This window comes from Streptomyces sp. SP18CS02, assembly GCF_036322365.1.
GTDB lineage: Bacteria > Actinomycetota > Actinomycetes > Streptomycetales > Streptomycetaceae > Streptomyces.
In genome coordinates, this window is the sequence record NZ_JAQYXC010000281.1 from 397,054 (window position 1) to 414,171 (window position 17,118).

At 72.4% G+C, this 17,118-nt stretch carries 14 protein-coding genes, 1 pseudogene and 1 riboswitch; of the genes and pseudogenes, 13 read left to right on the forward strand and 2 right to left on the reverse strand.

Features of this window, described 5'->3' with window-relative positions; genetic code table 11:
- Positions 1–7: 7 nt before the first annotated feature.
- From PUR26_RS16835 to PUR26_RS16885, 11 genes are all read left to right on the forward strand, one after another.
- A complete protein-coding gene (locus PUR26_RS16835) occupies positions 8–769 on the forward strand; it encodes an ABC transporter ATP-binding protein (RefSeq protein ID WP_329873238.1) in 762 nt (253 codons plus the stop codon).
- Positions 770–1,168: 399 nt separating this feature from the next.
- On the forward strand, positions 1,169–2,080 hold the full coding sequence (gene hpnC, locus PUR26_RS16840; protein ID WP_329873187.1) for a squalene synthase HpnC: 912 nt from the start codon (positions 1,169–1,171) through the stop codon (positions 2,078–2,080).
- Complete coding sequence (gene hpnD, locus PUR26_RS16845; protein ID WP_443077090.1) at positions 2,077–3,027, forward strand: presqualene diphosphate synthase HpnD; 951 nt, start codon at positions 2,077–2,079, stop codon at positions 3,025–3,027. The genes hpnC and hpnD overlap by 4 nt, the downstream gene beginning before the upstream one ends.
- A 100-nt stretch (positions 3,028–3,127) precedes the next feature.
- Positions 3,128–4,513, forward strand: a complete 1,386-nt coding sequence (gene hpnE, locus PUR26_RS16850; RefSeq protein WP_329873189.1) for a hydroxysqualene dehydroxylase HpnE — start codon at positions 3,128–3,130, stop codon at positions 4,511–4,513.
- The gene (locus PUR26_RS16855) at positions 4,510–5,610 is read left to right on the forward strand and encodes a polyprenyl synthetase family protein (protein WP_329873190.1); all 1,101 of its coding nucleotides are present in this window, start codon (positions 4,510–4,512) and stop codon (positions 5,608–5,610) included. Before hpnE ends, PUR26_RS16855 begins: the two co-directional genes overlap by 4 nt.
- Positions 5,611–5,717: 107 nt before the next feature.
- Positions 5,718–7,820, forward strand: a complete 2,103-nt coding sequence (gene shc, locus PUR26_RS16860) for a squalene--hopene cyclase (protein ID WP_329873191.1) — start codon at positions 5,718–5,720, stop codon at positions 7,818–7,820.
- The gene (locus tag PUR26_RS16865) at positions 7,820–8,473 is read left to right on the forward strand and encodes a phosphorylase family protein (protein ID WP_329873192.1); all 654 of its coding nucleotides are present in this window, start codon (positions 7,820–7,822) and stop codon (positions 8,471–8,473) included. The genes shc and PUR26_RS16865 overlap by 1 nt, the downstream gene beginning before the upstream one ends.
- A gap of 5 nt (positions 8,474–8,478) precedes the next feature.
- Entirely contained in the window at positions 8,479–9,501 is a 1,023-nt protein-coding gene (gene hpnH, locus PUR26_RS16870) for an adenosyl-hopene transferase HpnH (RefSeq protein ID WP_329873193.1), read from the forward strand.
- Positions 9,502–9,671: 170 nt separating this feature from the next.
- Positions 9,672–11,057: an aspartate aminotransferase family protein gene (locus PUR26_RS16875; protein WP_329873194.1), complete on the forward strand. Its 1,386-nt coding sequence runs from the start codon at positions 9,672–9,674 to the stop codon at positions 11,055–11,057.
- Positions 11,058–11,176: 119 nt separating this feature from the next.
- On the forward strand, positions 11,177–11,845 hold the full coding sequence (locus tag PUR26_RS16880; protein WP_329873195.1) for an XRE family transcriptional regulator: 669 nt from the start codon (positions 11,177–11,179) through the stop codon (positions 11,843–11,845).
- Positions 11,846–11,865: 20 nt separating this feature from the next.
- Positions 11,866–12,015 carry a DUF6126 family protein gene (locus PUR26_RS16885; protein ID WP_329873196.1) on the forward strand — a complete coding sequence of 50 codons (150 nt, stop codon included), beginning with the start codon at positions 11,866–11,868 and terminating at the stop codon, positions 12,013–12,015.
- A 61-nt stretch (positions 12,016–12,076) separates the two neighbouring features.
- Here PUR26_RS16885 and PUR26_RS16890 read toward each other — a convergent pair whose 3' ends face one another.
- Positions 12,077–12,889: a tyrosine-protein phosphatase gene (locus tag PUR26_RS16890; protein ID WP_329873197.1), complete on the reverse strand. Its 813-nt coding sequence runs from the start codon at positions 12,887–12,889 to the stop codon at positions 12,077–12,079.
- 1,354 nt (positions 12,890–14,243) lie between these two features.
- Positions 14,244–14,403: riboswitch (cyclic di-AMP (ydaO/yuaA leader) on the forward strand.
- A gap of 2 nt (positions 14,404–14,405) precedes the next feature.
- Between PUR26_RS16890 and PUR26_RS16895 the strand changes: the two genes are divergently transcribed.
- Both PUR26_RS16895 and PUR26_RS16900 read left to right on the forward strand, forming a co-directional pair.
- On the forward strand, positions 14,406–15,332 hold the full coding sequence (locus tag PUR26_RS16895; RefSeq protein ID WP_329873198.1) for a M23 family metallopeptidase: 927 nt from the start codon (positions 14,406–14,408) through the stop codon (positions 15,330–15,332).
- Positions 15,333–15,594: 262 nt separating this feature from the next.
- A pseudogene (locus PUR26_RS16900) lies at positions 15,595–16,386 on the forward strand (SGNH/GDSL hydrolase family protein); the annotation flags it as partial.
- Between the two features lie 23 nt (positions 16,387–16,409).
- On the opposite strand, the gene PUR26_RS16905 reads toward PUR26_RS16900, so the two are convergent.
- Positions 16,410–17,027, reverse strand: coding sequence for a TetR/AcrR family transcriptional regulator (locus tag PUR26_RS16905; protein WP_329873199.1), 618 nt, complete (start codon positions 17,025–17,027; stop codon positions 16,410–16,412).
- Positions 17,028–17,118 lie beyond the last annotated feature (91 nt).

The window sequence follows — 17,118 nt, forward strand, 5'->3', positions numbered from 1 at the left end:
CGCCCGCATCCCCACCGTGATCGCCGAGGACGTCCACATCGTCTACCGGGTCAACGGCGGCGGTGGCGGAGGCAGGGGCAGCGCCACCGCGGCGCTCAGCCGCATAGTCCGGCGGGACAAGGGCGAGTCCCGGGGCGTGCGCAAGGTGCACGCCGTGCGCGGTGTCTCCTTCACCGCGTACCGGGGCGAGGCCATCGGTCTCATCGGCACCAACGGTTCGGGCAAGTCGACCCTGCTCCGTGCCATCGCCGGCCTGCTCCCCACCGAGAGCGGCCGGGTGTACACCGACGGGCAGCCCTCGCTGCTGGGTGTCAACGCGGCGCTGATGGGCGATCTGACCGGCGAGCGCAATGTGATCCTCGGCGGACTGGCCATGGGGATGTCGCGCGAGGAGATCCGCGAGCGGTACCAGGACATCGTCGACTTCTCCGGCATCAACGAGAAGGGCGACTTCATCACCCTGCCCATGCGGACGTACTCCTCCGGCATGGGCGCCCGGCTCCGGTTCGCCATCGCGGCCGCCAAGGACCACGACGTCCTGATGATCGACGAGGCGCTCGCCACCGGTGACCGCAAGTTCCAGATCCGCTCCGAGCAGCGCATCCGCGAGCTCCGCAAGACCGCGGGCACCGTCTTCCTGGTCAGTCACAGCAACAAGTCGATCAGGGACACCTGTGACCGCGTCCTGTGGCTGGAGAAGGGCGAGCTGCTGATGGACGGTCCCGCGGACGAGGTCCTCAAGGCGTATGAGAAGGAGACCGGCAAGTAGTACGCACGCCGCGACCGCCACCGGAAGGGCCCCCGCCGGAGCACCCGGCGGGGGCCCTTCCGCCGGGCGGGCTCCGACGCCGCGGGCCAGGGCCGGGTCAAGTCCCTTGGCGCCCGGGGAGGTTGCCGCCGGACGCGTCGTCGTTCCCCTGCGCGTAATACCCCGACACCGGTTCCGACGCTGTACAACGTAAGCTGTACCGGTGCTGATTCGCGGCAAGTGGGGCGATAACCCCTGGGGCCCCGGCCCCGCCGGGCGGTCACTCCACTGGAGAGGACCGGCGGCGTGTCCGAAATAGGATGTTTTGGGTCAGCAGTGTAGAACGGGAGATGTGACGGCAATGACGGTAGATCTCCAGCTCCGCGAGGGTCCAGCCGTCCCCGCGCCGGGCAGCCACAAGTGACGGCTGTACGGCAGGTGCGCCCCGACGCCTCCGCGCGCGCCACACTCGACAAGGCCGCCGACGAGAACTTCCCCGTGGCCCCCTTCTTCCTGCCGCGCGCCTGGCGCGACGACCTCATGGCCGTCTACGGCTTCGCCCGCCTGGTCGACGACATCGGCGACGGCGACCTCGCCCCGGGCGGAGCCGACGCCCGCCACCTCGGCGTCGCCGCCGACCGGGCGGACGACCGCGTGGCCCTCCTCGACGCCTTCGAGGCCGACCTGCGCCGCGTCTTCGAGGGAACCCCGTCCCACCCGCTGCTGCGCGCCCTGCAGCCCACCGTGCGGCGCCGCTCGCTCACCCCCGGCCCCTTCCTCGGCCTGATCGCGGCCAACCGCCAGGACCAGCTGGTGCGGCGCTACGAGACGTACGACGACCTCCTCGCCTACTGCGAGCTCTCCGCCAACCCCGTCGGCCGCCTCGTCCTGGCGGTCACCGGAACCGCCAGCCCCGAACGCGTCCGCCGCTCCGACGCCGTCTGCACCGCCCTGCAGATCGCCGAGCACCTCCAGGACGTCTCCGAGGACCTGGCCCGCGACAGGATCTACCTGCCCGCCGAGGACATGCGCCGGTTCCACGTCACCGAGGCCGACCTGGCCCGGCCCAGCGGGAGCGCGTCGGTGCGCGCCCTGGTCGCCTTCGAGGCCGGACGCGCCCGGCTGCTGCTGGACGAGGGCATCCCGCTGGTGGGCAGCGTCCACGGCAGACTCCGGCTGCTGCTGGCCGGATTCGTGGCCGGCGGGAACGCGGCCCTCCACGCGATCGCGGACGCCGGACACGACGTGCTCCCCGGGCCGCCCGCGTCGTCCAAGCCGCACCTGATGCGCGAAGTGGGAACAGTGTTGCGCAGAGCGCGTAGAAAGGGGTGAGCGGGATCGTGGAAGGACAGACGGAGATGCCGGCGCCGGTACAGGCCGCGTACAGCTACTGCGAGGCCGTCACCGGACAGCAGGCCCGCAACTTCGCCTATGGCATCCGGCTCCTGCCGACCGAGAAGCGGCAGGCCATGTCGGCGCTGTACGCGTTCTCGCGGCGGGTCGACGACATCGGCGACGGCGTGCTCGCCCCCGAAGCCAAGCGCGAGCGCCTCGAATCGACCAGGGAACTGCTGGAACGTGTCCGCCGGGACGCCGTCGACGAGGACGACACCGACCCGGTGGCCGTCGCGCTCGCCGACACGGCGCGCCGCTTCCCGCTGCCGCTCGGCGGTCTCGACGAGCTCATCGACGGCGTCCTGATGGACGTGCGCGGCGAGACGTACGAGACCTGGGACGACCTGAGGACGTACTGCCGCTGCGTCGCCGGCGCGATCGGGCGGCTCTCGCTCGGCGTGTTCGGTACGACCCCCGGCGCTCGGGGCGCCGAACGCGCCGCCGAGTACGCCGACACGCTGGGGCTCGCCCTCCAACTCACCAACATCCTCAGAGATGTCCGGGAGGACGCCCACAACGGCCGCACCTACCTGCCGGCGGACGACCTCGCCAAATTCGGCTGCGCGGACGGGTTCCGCACCGCGACCCCGCCGCCCGGCGCCGACTTCACCGGCCTGGTGCACTTCGAAGTCCGCCGGGCCCGCGCGCTGTTCGCCGAGGGCTACCGGCTGCTGCCCATGCTGGACCGGCGCAGCGGCGCGTGCGTCGCCGCCATGGCCGGTATCTACCGGCGCCTGCTCGACCGCATCGAACGCGAACCCGAGGCGGTGCTGCGGGGCCGCGTCTCCCTGCCCGGCCACGAGAAGGCGTATGTGGCGGTGCGCGGCCTGTCGGGTCTGGACGCCCGGACGATCTCCCGCCAGTACGTGAGGAGGCGCGCGTGAGGGCCGTGACCGCGCGGACGGACAGCCGCGACCGCGGAAGCGCAACCCCGGGCCGCCGCACCGCGTCCCTGACGAGGACGGCCCGGAAGGAGACGGTCGCATGACGGACGACACCACACCGGCGGGGCATGCCGTGGTCGTCGGCGGCGGGCTCGCCGGCATCACCGCGGCGCTGCGCCTCGCCGACTCCGGCCTGCGCGTGACGCTCCTCGAAGGCCGGCCCCGCCTGGGCGGCCTCGCCTTCTCCTTCCGGCGCGGCGACCTCACCGTCGACAACGGCCAGCATGTCTACCTGCGCTGCTGCACCGCCTACCGGTGGTTCCTCGACCGGATCGAGGGCGCCCACCTCGCGCCGCTCCAGGACCGCCTCGACGTACCCGTCCTGGACGCGGACGGTCCGCGCGGCCCCCGCCTCGGCCGGCTGCGCCGCACCCGTCTGCCCGTCCCGCTCCACCTGGCCGCCGGCCTCGCCACCTATCCGCACCTCTCGCCGGCCGAGCGGGCAGCCGTCGGACGTGCCGCGTTCGCCCTGCGGACGCTCGACCCCGCCGACCCCGCACTCGACGGCATCGACTTCGCCACCTGGCTGGCCCGCCACGGCCAGTCGCCGCGGGCCGTCGAAGCGCTCTGGGACCTGGTCGGCGTCGCCACCCTCAACGCCACCGCGGCGAACGCCTCCATGGGGCTCGCCGCCAAGGTCTTCAAGACCGGCCTCCTCTCCTACCCCGGCGCCGCCGACATCGGCTGGGCGCACGTGCCCCTCGGAGACCTGCACGACACCCTCGCCCGCAAGGCCCTCGACTCCCTCGGGGTGCGGACGGAACCGCGCACCAAGGTCACGGCCGTCACCCGCGCGGCCAACGGTCGTTGGGCCGTCGAGGTCCCCGGCGAGACACTGGAGGCGGACACCGTCGTCCTCGCCGTACCGCAGCGCGAGACCCACGCCCTGCTGCCCGAAGGGGCGCTGGACGACCCCGGCAGACTGCTGGACATCGGTACCGCGCCCATCCTCAACATCCACGTCCTGTACGACCGCAAGGTGCTGCGCCGGCCCTTCTTCACCGCCCTCGGCTCGCCCGTCCAGTGGGTCTTCGACCGCACGGACGCCTCGGGCCTCAAGGACGGCCAGTACCTGGCCCTGTCGCAGTCGGCGGCCCAGGACGAGATCGACGAGCCCGTCGCCGCCCTGCGCGAGCGCTACCTGCCCGAGCTCGAACGGCTGCTGCCCGCCACGCGCGGCGCCAAGGTACGGGACTTCTTCGTCACCCGGGAGCGGACGGCGACGTTCGCCCCGACCCCCGGCGTCGGGCGGCTGCGCCCCGGTGCCCGCACCCACGCGCCCGGTCTGTATCTGGCCGGAGCGTGGACCGCCACCGGCTGGCCCGCCACCATGGAGGGCGCGGTGCGCAGCGGATTCACCGCCGCCGGCGCGGCCCTCTCGGCGCTCGGCCGCCCCCACGTACATCCGCTCAAGGAGGCGGCATGAGCATGAGTACCGGAACAAGAGGAGAAACCGTGCCGACAGTGCCCCCGGCGAATCCGGCCGTCGACACCGCGGACGTCACCGCCCTGCTGGAGCGCGGGAGGACCCTGTCCACCCCGGTGCTGCGGGCGGCCGTGGACCGGCTCGCGCCGCCCATGGACACCGTCGCCGCGTACCACTTCGGCTGGATCGACGCCCAGGGACAGCCCTCGCACGGCGACAGCGGCAAGGCCGTCCGGCCCGCCCTCGCCCTGCTGTCCGCCGAGGCGGCCGGCCGGGCGCCCGAGGTCGGCGTCCCCGGCGCGGTCGCGGTGGAGCTCGTGCACAACTTCTCGCTGCTGCACGACGACCTGATGGACGGCGACGAGCAGCGCCGCCACCGCGACACCGTGTGGAAGGTGCACGGCCCCGCCCAGGCCATCCTCGTGGGCGACGCGCTCTTCGCGCTGGCCAACGAGATCCTTCTGGAGCTCGGCACCGTCGACGCGGGCCGGGCCACCCGGCGGCTGACCACCGCCACCCGCAAGCTGATCGACGGCCAGGCCCAGGACATCTCCTACGAGCACCGCGAGCGGGTCACCGTCGAGGAGTGCCTGGAGATGGAGGGCAACAAGACCGGCGCGCTGCTCGCCTGCGCCGTCTCCATCGGCGCGGTCCTCGGAGGCGCCGACGATCGCACCGCCGACACGCTGGAGGCGTACGGCTACCACCTCGGCCTGGCCTTCCAGGCCGTCGACGACCTGCTCGGCATCTGGGGCGACCCCGAGTCGACGGGCAAGCAGACCTGGAGCGATCTGCGCCAGCGCAAGAAGTCCCTGCCGGTGGTCGCCGCGCTCGCCGCCGGCGGACCGGCCTCGCGGCGTCTGGGGGAACTGCTCTCGGCGGACGCCAAGAGCAACGACTTCGACAGCTTCTCCGAGGAGGAGTTCGCCATGCGGGCGGCCCTCATCGAGGAGGCGGGCGGCCGTGAGTGGACCTCCCAGGAGGCCCGTCGCCAGCACGCCGTCGCCATCGAGGCCCTCGACGGTGTGGACATGCCGGAACGGGTCCGCGCCCAGCTCGTCGCACTCGCGGACTTCGTCGTCGTACGAAAGAGATGATCGCCATCGCGGCCACCATATGACTCGCCGTCGCCGGCCGGTGCCCCCGGGCACCGGCCGACGGCCCACCCGCAGCAGCAGAACGCCAACTGCACGAAGGGGAAGCCATGACAGCGACGACCGACGGCAGCACCGGAGCCGGCACGCCCCGGGCCCCCTCGGCCACCGAGACCACATCCCTCACGATCCCCGCCCCGGACGGTGTCCTCGAAACCGCCGGGCGGGCCGCCGAACGTTCCATCGAGCACCTCCTCGGCAGACAGGACGCCCAGGGCTGGTGGAAGGGCGACCTGGAGACCAACGTCACCATGGACGCCGAGGATTTACTGCTCCGGCAGTTCCTCGGGATCGGTGACGAGGCCGTCACCGCCGCCTCCGCGCGGTTCATCCGCGGCGAACAGCGCGCGGACGGCACCTGGGCCACCTTCCTCGGCGGGCCCGCCGATCTCTCCGCCACCATCGAGGCCTACGTCGCCCTGCGGCTGGCCGGGGACACTCCGGACGAGCCGCACATGGCGCGCGCCGCCGGCTGGGTCAGGGCACAGGGCGGCATCGCCGCGAGCCGGGTCTTCACCCGCGTCTGGCTGGCCCTGTTCGGCTGGTGGAAGTGGGACGACCTGCCCGAGCTGCCGCCCGAGCTGATCTTCCTGCCCGCCTGGTTCCCGCTGAACATCTACGACTTCGGCTGCTGGGCCCGGCAGACCATCGTGCCCCTCACCATCGTCTCGGCCAAGCGGCCGGTCCGCCCCGCCCCCTTCGCGCTGGAGGAACTCCACACCGACCCCCGGCGGCCGGTACCCCTCAAACCCCTTGCTCCGGCGGCCAGTTGGGAGGGCGCCTTCCAGCGGCTCGACAAGGCGCTGCACGCCTACCGGAAGGTCGCGCCGCGCCGGCTGCGCCGGGCAGCGATGAACGCCGCGGCCCGCTGGATCATCGAACGGCAGGAGAACGACGGCTGCTGGGGCGGCATCCAGCCTCCCGCCGTGTACTCGGTGATCGCCCTCCACCTGCTGGGCTACGACCTGAACCACCCCGTGATGCGGGCAGGTCTTGAGTCGCTCGACCGGTTCGCCGTCTGGCGGGACGACGGCGCCCGCATGATCGAGGCGTGTCAGTCGCCCGTCTGGGACACCTGCCTGGCCACCATCGCGCTCGCCGACGCGGGGGTACGCCCCGACCACCCGGCGCTCGTCAGGGCCGCCGACTGGATGCTGGGCGAACAGGTCGTACGGCCGGGCGACTGGTCCGTGCGCAGACCGGGTCTCACACCCGGCGGCTGGGCGTTCGAGTTCCACAACGACAACTACCCCGACATCGACGACACCGCCGAGGTCGTCCTCGCGCTGCGCCGGGTGAGGCACCCCGACCCGGACCGGGTCGACTCCGCGATCGAGCGGGGCGTCCGCTGGAACCTCGGCATGCAGTCCAGGAACGGCGCCTGGGGCGCGTTCGACGCCGACAACACCAGCGCCTTCCCCGATCGGCTGCCCTTCTGCGACTTCGGCGAGGTCATCGACCCGCCGTCCGCCGACGTCACCGCGCACGTGGTGGAGATGCTGGCGTACGAGGGCAAGGCCCGCCACCCCCGTACCCGCAGGGGCATCGAGTGGCTGCTCGCCGAACAGGAGGCGAGCGGGGCGTGGTTCGGGCGCTGGGGCGTCAACTACGTCTACGGCACGGGGTCGGTGGTCCCCGCCCTGATCGCGGCCGGCATGCCCTCCTCGCACCCGGCGATCCGCCGTGCGGTCACCTGGCTCGAATCGGTCCAGAACGACGACGGGGGATGGGGCGAGGACCTGCGCTCCTATCGCGAGGAGGCGTGGATCGGCCACGGCGCCTCCACCGCCTCCCAGACCGCGTGGGCCCTGCTGGCCCTGCTGGCCGCCGGGGAGCGGGACGCCCGGTCCGTGGAGCGCGGTGTCCTGTGGCTGGCCCGGACCCAGCGCGAGGACGGCTCCTGGGACGAGCCGTACTTCACGGGCACCGGCTTCCCCTGGGACTTCTCCATCAACTACCACCTGTACCGGCAGGTCTTCCCGCTCACGGCGCTCGGCAGGTACGTGCACGGCGAACCGTCCCCCGGCGGGGCCGGCGTCAACGGCCGCTCCGGCGTCACCGGCTCACCGCGACCCCCCGCCCCGGCCCGCGCCGGCACCACGCCGGTCGGCGGCTCCCCGGGCGTCCCCGGCGTCCGGAGCGAGGAATCCTGATGGCGGCGGACCGGGAGCCGCCCGACCGGGCCGCGCCGCTGCTGATCGCCTGTGCGCTCGGCATCGAGAAGATCGCCCTGCGCAGCGGCGGCCGGAGCGGTATGTCCGGCCCGCTGACCGTGCTGCGTACCGGAATGGGCCCGGTGAACGCCGAGCGGGCGGTGACCCGGGCCCTCGCGGACCGGGCCCTGAGGGACGCCGCCGTCCTCGCGGCCGGGTTCTGCGCCGGGCTCGCCCCGGGCATGCACCCCGGTGACCTGGTCGTCGCCGAAGAGACCCGGGGCCCCGGCCGCTCCAGCGCCTGTACGGGCACGCGGCTGCTCGTCGAGGCCCTGGCGCGGGCCGCGCCCGGCCGTGCCGTGCACACCGGCCTGCTGACCGGCTCCGACCATGTCGTACGCGGCCGGGAGCGGGCCGAGCTGCGGGCCACGGGCGCGATCGCGGTGGACATGGAATCGGCGGCCACCCTGCGGACCGCCCTGGGCGCCGGGCCGCGCCCTGTCGCCGCCGTCCGGGTGGTCGTGGACGCCCCCGAACACGAACTGGTCCGGATCGGAACGGTTCGAGGTGGAATATCAGCCTTCCGTGTCCTGCGTTCAGTCCTGCCGGCTTTCTATGAATGGCACCGTTCCTTGCTGCTCCCCAGGAGGTGAGCCAGATGGCCATGCCGCTTCGCCAAACCATCCGGGTCGGGACCTATCTCTTCGAACAGAAGCTCCGCAAGCGTGAGAAGTTCCCGCTCATCGTCGAGCTGGAACCGCTCTTCGCGTGCAACCTCGCGTGCGAGGGGTGCGGCAAGATCCAGCATCCCGCCGGGATCCTGAAGCAGCGCATGCCGGTCGCCCAGGCCGTCGGCGCGGTCCTGGAGTCCGGGGCCCCGATGGTCTCCATCGCGGGCGGCGAGCCGCTGATGCATCCGCAGATCGACGAGATCGTGCGTCAGCTGGTGGCGAGGCGGAAGTACGTCTTCCTCTGCACCAACGCCCTGCTGCTGCGCAAGAAGATCGAGAAGTTCACGCCCTCCCCCTACTTCGCCTTCGCCGTGCACATCGACGGCCTGCGCGAGCGCCACGACGAGTCGGTGGCCAAGGAGGGCGTGTTCGACGAGGCGGTCGAGGCGATCAAGGAGGCCAAACGGCGCGGCTTCAGGGTCACCACCAACTCCACGTTCTTCAACACCGACACCCCGCAGACCGTCATCGAGGTGCTCGACTACCTCAACGACGACCTGAAGGTCGACGAGATGATGATCTCGCCCGCCTACGCCTACGAGAAGGCCCCCGACCAGGAGCACTTCCTGGGCGTCGAGCAGACCCGCGAGCTGTTCAGGAAGGCGTTCGCGGGAGGCAACAGACGGCGCTGGCGGCTGAACCACTCCCCGCTCTTCCTGGACTTCCTGGAGGGCAGGGCTGACTTTCCCTGCACCGCGTGGGCGATCCCCAACTACTCGCTCTTCGGCTGGCAGCGCCCCTGCTACCTGATGAGCGACGGCTACGTCCCCACGTACCGCGAGCTCGTCGAGGAGACCGACTGGAGCAAGTACGGCCGGGGCAAGGACCCGCGCTGCGCCAACTGCATGGCGCACTGCGGCTACGAGCCCACGGCCGTCCTGGCCACGATGGGATCGCTGCGCGAGTCCATCCGCGCCGCCCGCGAGACCGTCACCGGCAACCGCGGGTGACGTGACGACGGAAGCGGGGGCAGTGCCCGCCGGACCCGCCCGCCCGTCCGGGCGGGTCCGGCGGCGAGGGCCGGGACGGGGGGCGAGGGGGCGCCGCTCCACTCCCGGACGGCGGACGGCGGGCCGAGGACGGGGCCGAGAGGTCCAGGGACCATCGAGGAGTGCGAGGCATGAGCAAGGAGTTCGACCTGGCCGCACTGCTGGCCGAGCGCGGCGCCGAACGCTACGAACTGCACACCAGGCACCTCAACCACCAGCTGCCGCGGATGCTCCGCACCATCGGCTTCGACAAGGTCTACGAGCGGGCCGAGGGCGCCTACTTCTGGGACGCCGACGGCAACGACCACCTCGACATGCTGGCAGGGTTCGGCGTCATGGGGCTGGGCCGGCACCACCCCGTCGTCCGCAAGGCGCTCCACGACGTCCTCGACGCCTCGCTCGCCGATCTCACCCGCTTCGACTGCCAGCCCCTGCCCGGGCTGCTCGCCGAGAAGCTCCTGACGTACTCGCCGCACCTGGACCGGGTCTTCTTCGGCAACAGCGGCACGGAAGCGGTGGAGACCGCGCTCAAGTTCGCCCGGTACGCGACCGGCAGGCCGCGCGTCCTGTACTGCGCGCACGCCTTCCACGGCCTGACCACCGGGTCGCTGTCGGTCAACGGCGAGAGCGGCTTCCGGGACGGCTTCGCCCCGCTGCTGCCGGACACGGCCATCGGCCTCGGCGACCTCGACGCGCTGGAGAGGGAGCTGAAGCGGGGCGATGTCGCTGGCTTCGTCGTCGAGCCCGTCCAGGGCAAGGGCGTGCACGAGGCGCCGCCGGGATTCCTGCGGGCCGCGCAGGAACTGCTGCACCGGCACAAGGCGCTGCTGATCGCCGACGAGGTGCAGACCGGCCTCGGCCGCACGGGAGACTTCTACGCGTACCAGCACGAGCCCGGCGTCGAGCCCGACCTGGTCTGTGTCGCCAAGGCGCTCTCGGGCGGTTACGTGCCGGTCGGCGCCACCCTCGGCAAGGACTGGATCTTCAAGAAGGTGTACTCGTCGATGGACCGGGTGCTCGTCCACTCGGCCAGTTTCGGTGCCAACGCCCAGGCCATGGCGGCGGGCCTCGCGGTCCTCTCGGTGCTGGAGGACGAGGGGGTCGTGGCGAACGCCCGGCGCACCGGGGAACTGCTGAAGTCACGGCTCGCCGCTCTGGTGGACCGTTATGAGCTGCTGCACGAGGTGCGGGGGCGGGGCCTGATGATCGGGATCGAGTTCGGCCGCCCCTCGTCGCTGGGCCTGCGCAGCCGCTGGGCCATGCTCCAGGCCGCCCGCAAGGGTCTCTTCGCGCAGATGGTGGTGGTGCCGCTGCTGCAACGGCACCGCATCCTGACGCAGGTCTCGGGCGATCACCTGGAGGTGATCAAGCTGATTCCGCCGCTCGTCATCGGCGAACGGGAGGTCGACCGGTTCGTGGAGGCGTTCACGGCCGTCATGGACGACGCCCACGGCGGCGGCGGGCTGATGTGGGACTTCGGCCGGACGCTGATGAAGCAGGCGGTCGGCAACCGCTGACCGGCGGCCACCGGCCGCCGGAGACGTGCGGGAGCGACGAGTCGGAGGGCGGGAACAGGACCTTTTGCCTCTGAGGCAATAAGTTTGCCTCAGAGGAGAATTCCTGGCCCAATGGCGTCATGCCGAGTTCTCCCGCCGGGGCATCGTCCCCGGAGCCCCGCCCGGTCGCCGACCAGACGGCGGAGGCGGGATCCGACGCCCTGCCAACGGCGCTGCCGGACGTGGCACCGCAGCTGCGCGCCCTGCGCCGCCGCCGCGGTCTCACCCTGGAGGCCGCCGCCCGGCGTGCCGGTCTGTCCCCGGCCCATCTGTCCCGGCTGGAGACCGGCCGGCGCCAGCCGTCCCTGCCGATGCTGCTGGCACTCGCCCGCATCTACGGTACGACGGTCTCCGAGCTGCTGGGAGAGCTGGCGCCGGAACGCGACCCGGTCGTCCGGGGCGCCGCCGCCGAGCCGGCCGAGGCGGACGGCTGGACGTACTACCAGGCCGGCGGTCCGAGCCGGGCCATGCAGGCACTGCGCGTGCGGGTGCCGCACAGCACCCAGGGCGACCTCGTCCGCGTCCATCCGGGGGAGGAGTGGCTGTACGTGCTCGACGGCCGGGTGCGACTGGCCCTGGGCGATTCGGTGCACGTCCTCGACCCCGGTGACAGCGCCCACTTCGACTCGCTCACCCCGCACCGCATCGCCGCGGCGACGCGCGCCGGGGCCGAGATCCTCTTCGTGCACACCCTGATGCAGAGTGCCGCCGCCGAGCTGTGTCTCGGCGCCGGCGCCCTTCGCCGCTGATCCGATCGGAGTGCTCCACCATGTCGCAGAAAACCGGCTCCCGCTCGGGGACGGAAGAACGCAAGTTCCCCCGCGGGCTGATCATCCGGCTCTTCGCCTACCTGGTGGCGGGCCACCTGTTCGCCGCCTTCCTCTACCTGCTCTTCCTGCTGGGAGGCCAGAACCAGTAGACCGGAACCAGCAGGCCGGAACGCGCGGGCCAGGGAGCCCGGCGGGGCCGGGTACGGCGGGTCAGCCCTCGTCGAGGAGCCGCTCGCGCAGCCGCTCACGGGTCTGCGGGGTCACCTTCAGTCCCTCTTCGAGGTAGCGATCGGTGTCGCCCCAGGTCTCCTCGATGGTGGTGAACGCGGTCGCCAGATACTCGGCGCGGGCGTCGAAGAGCGGGCTGAGCAGCTCCATCACCTCGGCGGACATGCCCGCCGGCGAGTTGTCGCTGCGGCGCACCTTGTAACGGCGGTGCGGGTCGTTGGACTTGAGGTAGTCCTCCTCGATGGCGTCGCGCTCGACGCCGACCGCCAGCAGCGCCACCGCTATCGACAGCCCGGCACGGTCCTTGCCGGCCGCGCAGTGCATCAGCGCCGGGACGCTGTCCTCCGCGAGCGCGTGCAGCACCCGGCTGTGCTCGGCCGTGCGCTCCTTGATGATGGCGCGGTAGGAGCCGGACATCCGCGCCGCCGCCTTGCCGTCCGAGAGGATCCGACGGAGCTGGTCGATGTTGCCGTCCCGGACCATGGTCCAGAACTCGGCACCGTCCGCCGGGTCCGTGAGCGGGATGTTCACGTTCCGCACGCCCGGCAGCTCGACGTCCGGACCCTCCAGCCGCTGGTCGGCGGCGTTGCGGAAGTCGAAGACGGTGTGCAGTCCGAGCGAGGCCAGGAAGGCAGCGTCCTCGCCCGTGGCGTGGGCCAGGTGGCCGCTGCGGTAGAGGCGGCCGTACCGCACCCGGCGGCCGTCGACGGTCGGGAGCCCGCCCACATCGCGGAAGTTGCGCACCCCGGTCAGTTCGGGCTCGGTCGACGGGACCTGCGGCAGCTGCTGCGTCACGGGGGCTCCTCCGTGTCTGCCGTCGGCGCTGGTCGCCGACGATGTCGCGGGTCCGACGATACGACATCGATTCGTGGGGCAATCATCTCCGTGCAGCTCGTACATCCGTTGCCCTGCCGGAGGTCGAGGGCCAAGAATGTGCGGACCTGACGCTTGCTGTTCGTATCTGGGTATCTCGATGATCGAGACGGTACGAGAGGGGGATCAGTCCGCTTTCCCGGGCGCGGTCGGCAGCCAGGCGCCGCGCCCCACCGACGCCGGTGTGCTCCTGCTGTCCGCTGTACCTGGTGTATCCGCTGCATCTGCACGGCAGCGCCCGTACCGCCGCCGACGGCGCCGTGGCGCTGGGGGAGCGGGCCGCCCTGCACCCTGCCGACCCGTCGGGTCGCGGCGCGACGGGCATGAGGAGTACCCCGTCGAGGGTGGTCCCCGGTTCGCACGGCCCGCCCTGGAGGTGCCGCGCGCCGAGGCGGCCGCCGGGATCGCGCGCGCGTGACGCCTGGCGGCTCCCGGAGCTCCACGGCCGCAGGGCGCCGCGTCCTGGCCCGTACGCTCTCCACTCACCTACGGCGAGAGGGTCATCGGCAGCCGGCACGGCCGTACGGGGGACCGGCACCCGCCAGTGCCACGGCCTGGGTGATGGTGGTGCTCGGGGTGCGGCGGCCTCGCCGGGGGGAGGCCGGCCGAACCGGCCGGGGCGCGCCGCCGGGTGGAGCCCCTCAAGGCGATCAGGCCCGGGGCGCGGCGGGGTTCCCCGTACCGGCTGCCTGCCCCGGACGAGGGGGCTCGGTGCGGTGCGGTACGTGTACGGCGGCGACTCCGTCGTCCCGGCCTGGCCCCAGTCGCGAGCCACGGGGAACCGGCGCCCCGCGCTGCGGCTGCTCGATATCGACCCTCACGCCACCCGCGCATAAGTATATATCCGGACATTTCTTAGGAGTTCTGTCCATCTCGTCATGGTGTGGCGGCGGGCCCGCGGGGCGGCCGGGACGCCACCGTCATCGTGTCGCACCGCAACTGACGTCATGTCGTGGGAGCAATGCGGGAGCTCGTCGGTTAATGGCGGATCTGTCCGTATTGGAGCTTTGGTTATAACGTGCCCCGGTCGCGCAGGAGATGGGCCGGGACACGTGAGCAGCGTCATAACCGTGACCGTCCGTGGTGGCGCGTCGAGCGCAAAAGCCGTGCCCCGGACGGAAATCCATGATCCGATATCCACGGAGGGTGACCGGAAATTCTCCGGAATTCCTCGACCGGAATGCCTTTGAGGAAATCAGCGGCTTGTTCGTGCCGCCCCGCCTCGCCTACGGTCACCGTCAATCCGGACGGACCGCCGAATCCTGCCGCCGACCGGAATTCGAACCCACCCATGTGTGGCAGGAGCGGGGGACCCAGGTGATACGCCGGAACGGGTAATTCCCGGTACGGCTAGGGGTGAAGCCGTGCGACAGCGCGGCCGGGCATCTCCAGCCCGAACCCGACAGCTCACCTCGCAGGCGCCGGAGAGGAATCCGTCATGCCCGCGAAGGGTAAGCACCGCCGTCCCAAGTCCAGCCCGCTCACCCGCGGATTCGTCGCCGCCGGTACCGGCGGCGCCGCCATCGCCCTTCCGCTGCTCGGCGCCACCGGCGCCCACGCGGCGGAGCAGAGCGCCCCGGCCGCGGTCCCGCAGCAGGCGGTCACCGCCGCGAAGGCCGCTCCCGCCGCGCAGACCGCCGCGAAGGCCGCCCCCCGGACGTACTCCGTGGTCGCGGGCGACCATCTCTCCAAGATCGCCCAGAACAAGGGCGTCAAGGGCGGCTGGCAGCAGCTGTACAAGGACAACCGCCAGGTCATCGGCGAGGACCCGTCCCTGATCCTGCCCGGCATGAAGCTCACGCTCGGCGGAAAGGCCACGGCCGCGCCCAAGGAGCAGCCGAAGGCCGACGACGGCCGGGCCTCACGTTCCGCCGCCCGGCCCGAGGCCCCCGCCAAGGCCCAGGACTCCGGTTCCCCCGCCGCCTCCTCCGGTGGCGGGACCACCGCGCAGGCCAGTGGCTCCGGCTTCACCGCCCCGGTCTCCGCCGGTGTCACCACCCCCTACCGGGCTTCCGGCTCCATGTGGTCCTCCGGCTACCACACCGGCGTCGACTTCGCGGCCTCCTCCGGCACCCCGGTCAAGGCGGTCGGCGCCGGCACGGTCGTCTCCGCCGGCTGGAGCGGCGCGTACGGCAACGAGGTCGTCATCCAGCACGCCGACGGGAACTACTCGCAGTACGCCCACCTCTCCTCGCTCGCCGTCTCCTCCGGACAGAGCGTCAGCGGCGGGCAGCAGATCGGCCTCTCCGGTTCCACGGGCAACTCCAGTGGCCCGCACCTCCACTTCGAGGTCCGGACCGGCCCCGGCTACGGCTCGGACATCGACCCGGTGTCCTACCTGCGCCAGCACGGCGTCTCCATCTGACGTCACCGCACCCGCTCCGCCCCGTACCCGCGCACCCCGCTCGCGCGGCATCCGCACGGGTGCCGGCCGGGGCCGGCGAACCTGACGCGCCGGCCCCCGACACACCGACGGACACGCGGACCGCCCTGCGCCCGGCACCCTCCCGTGCCGGGCGCAGGCGTATTCCGGCTTGGCGGAATCTTGACCGGTGGCATATGTCACCCCACGTCAACCCCTCCTTACGGTCGCGTAGGTCACACCCCCGGGTGAAGGATGTGCACCCGTGGCAGACGATTCGAGATTCAGAGACAGTGACGCATTCGGGTCGTACGCGGCGATCGGTGACAGCTTCACCGAGGGCGTCGGCGACCCCGGGCCCGGTGGGATGTTCGTCGGCTGGGCGGACCGCCTCGCGGTGCTGCTCGCCGACCGGTTGCCGGAGGACGCGGGGTTCCGGTACGCCAATCTCGCCGTACGCGGCCGGCTGCTCGACCAGATCGTCGAGGAGCAGATTCCGCGCGCGAAGGAACTCGCCCCCGATCTGGTGACGTTCGCCGCCGGCGGCAACGACATCCTTCGGCCAGGCGGCGACCCGGACGAGGTCGCCGAGCGTTTCGAGAAGGCCGTCGCCGACCTCACCTCGGCGGTCGGAACCGTCGTGGTGACGACCGGCTTCGACACCCGCGGCGTGCCGGTGCTCCGCCATCTGCGCGGCAAGATCGCCACGTACAACGGGCATGTACGGGCCGTCGCCGACCGGTACGGCTGCCCCGTCCTCGACCTCTGGTCCCTCAAGACGGTTCAGGACAGGCGCGCCTGGGACGACGACCGGCTGCACCTCTCGCCCGAGGGCCACACCCGGGTCGCGCTCCGGGCCGGCCAGGTCCTGGGGCTCGAAGTGCCCGCGGACCCCGAGCAGCCGTGGCCGCCGCAGCCGCCGCGCGGCACCCTGGAGGTGCGCCGCGACGACATCCACTGGGCCCGCGAGTACCTGGTGCCCTGGATCGGCCGACGGCTGCGCGGTGAATCGTCCGGCGACCACGTCTCCGCCAAGCGCCCGGACCTCATACCGCTGCAGCGGCAGGCCCCGTTCGGCGCTCACGCGCGGGGCGGAGCCCCCCGGGCGGGCGGCCCCAGTTCACGGGTCAGTGCCTCGTCGGCCCACTCCAGCACGGCGGCGCGCGAGAGGGACCCCGCGTAGCAGGTCCTCTGCACGGCCAGGCCGTCCAGCAGGGCGGTCAGCCGGCGGGCCGCCGCCGCGGGGTCCTGGCACCGGAACTCGCCCGCCTCGGCGCCCTCCGCGATGACCTCGGCCAGCGCCGCCCTCCACCGCCGGTCGAGGTCTCCGGCCACCTCGCGCAGTGCCGGCTCGCGCAGCGCGGCGGTCCAGCCCTCGACCCTCAGCCGCCACCCCCGGGACCGCCCGGCCGGGGCGTACCAGCGCACGGCCGCCCGCAGACGCCGTCTCGCGGGGGTGCGGCCGGCCAGCAGCCTGCGCGCATGCGCCAGTTCACCCTCGGCGGCGTACGCGAAAGCGGCCGCGACGAGCTTCTCCTTCGTCGAGAAGTGGTAAAGGACCAGCGCGTTGCTCACGCCCAGCGCGGAGGCCACATCGGCGATCCGCACCGCCACCACGCCCCGTGCCACGATCTGCTCCACGGCGGCCCGCAGCAGCTCCTCGCGCCGCTCGGCCACGCTCAACCGCACTCTGCCCACGCCGTCACCTTAGGTCGTGTCCGGAAGGTCTCGCGCGGGCCGCGACGCCCCGTGGGCCCCGCCCCCCGGGCGGAGACCGACACGTTCCGGC

Coding starts and splice junctions, on each gene's coding strand:
- hpnE (WP_329873189.1), top strand. CDS start 3,128: ATGACGGACGACACCACACCGGCGGGGCATGCCGTGGTCGTCGGCGGC.
- PUR26_RS16855 (WP_329873190.1), top strand. CDS start 4,510: ATGAGCATGAGTACCGGAACAAGAGGAGAAACCGTGCCGACAGTGCCC.
- shc (WP_329873191.1), top strand. CDS start 5,718: ATGACAGCGACGACCGACGGCAGCACCGGAGCCGGCACGCCCCGGGCC.
- PUR26_RS16865 (WP_329873192.1), top strand. CDS start 7,820: ATGGCGGCGGACCGGGAGCCGCCCGACCGGGCCGCGCCGCTGCTGATC.
- hpnH (WP_329873193.1), top strand. CDS start 8,479: ATGGCCATGCCGCTTCGCCAAACCATCCGGGTCGGGACCTATCTCTTC.
- PUR26_RS16875 (WP_329873194.1), top strand. CDS start 9,672: ATGAGCAAGGAGTTCGACCTGGCCGCACTGCTGGCCGAGCGCGGCGCC.
- PUR26_RS16880 (WP_329873195.1), top strand. CDS start 11,177: ATGCCGAGTTCTCCCGCCGGGGCATCGTCCCCGGAGCCCCGCCCGGTC.
- PUR26_RS16885 (WP_329873196.1), top strand. CDS start 11,866: ATGTCGCAGAAAACCGGCTCCCGCTCGGGGACGGAAGAACGCAAGTTC.
- PUR26_RS16895 (WP_329873198.1), top strand. CDS start 14,406: ATGCCCGCGAAGGGTAAGCACCGCCGTCCCAAGTCCAGCCCGCTCACC.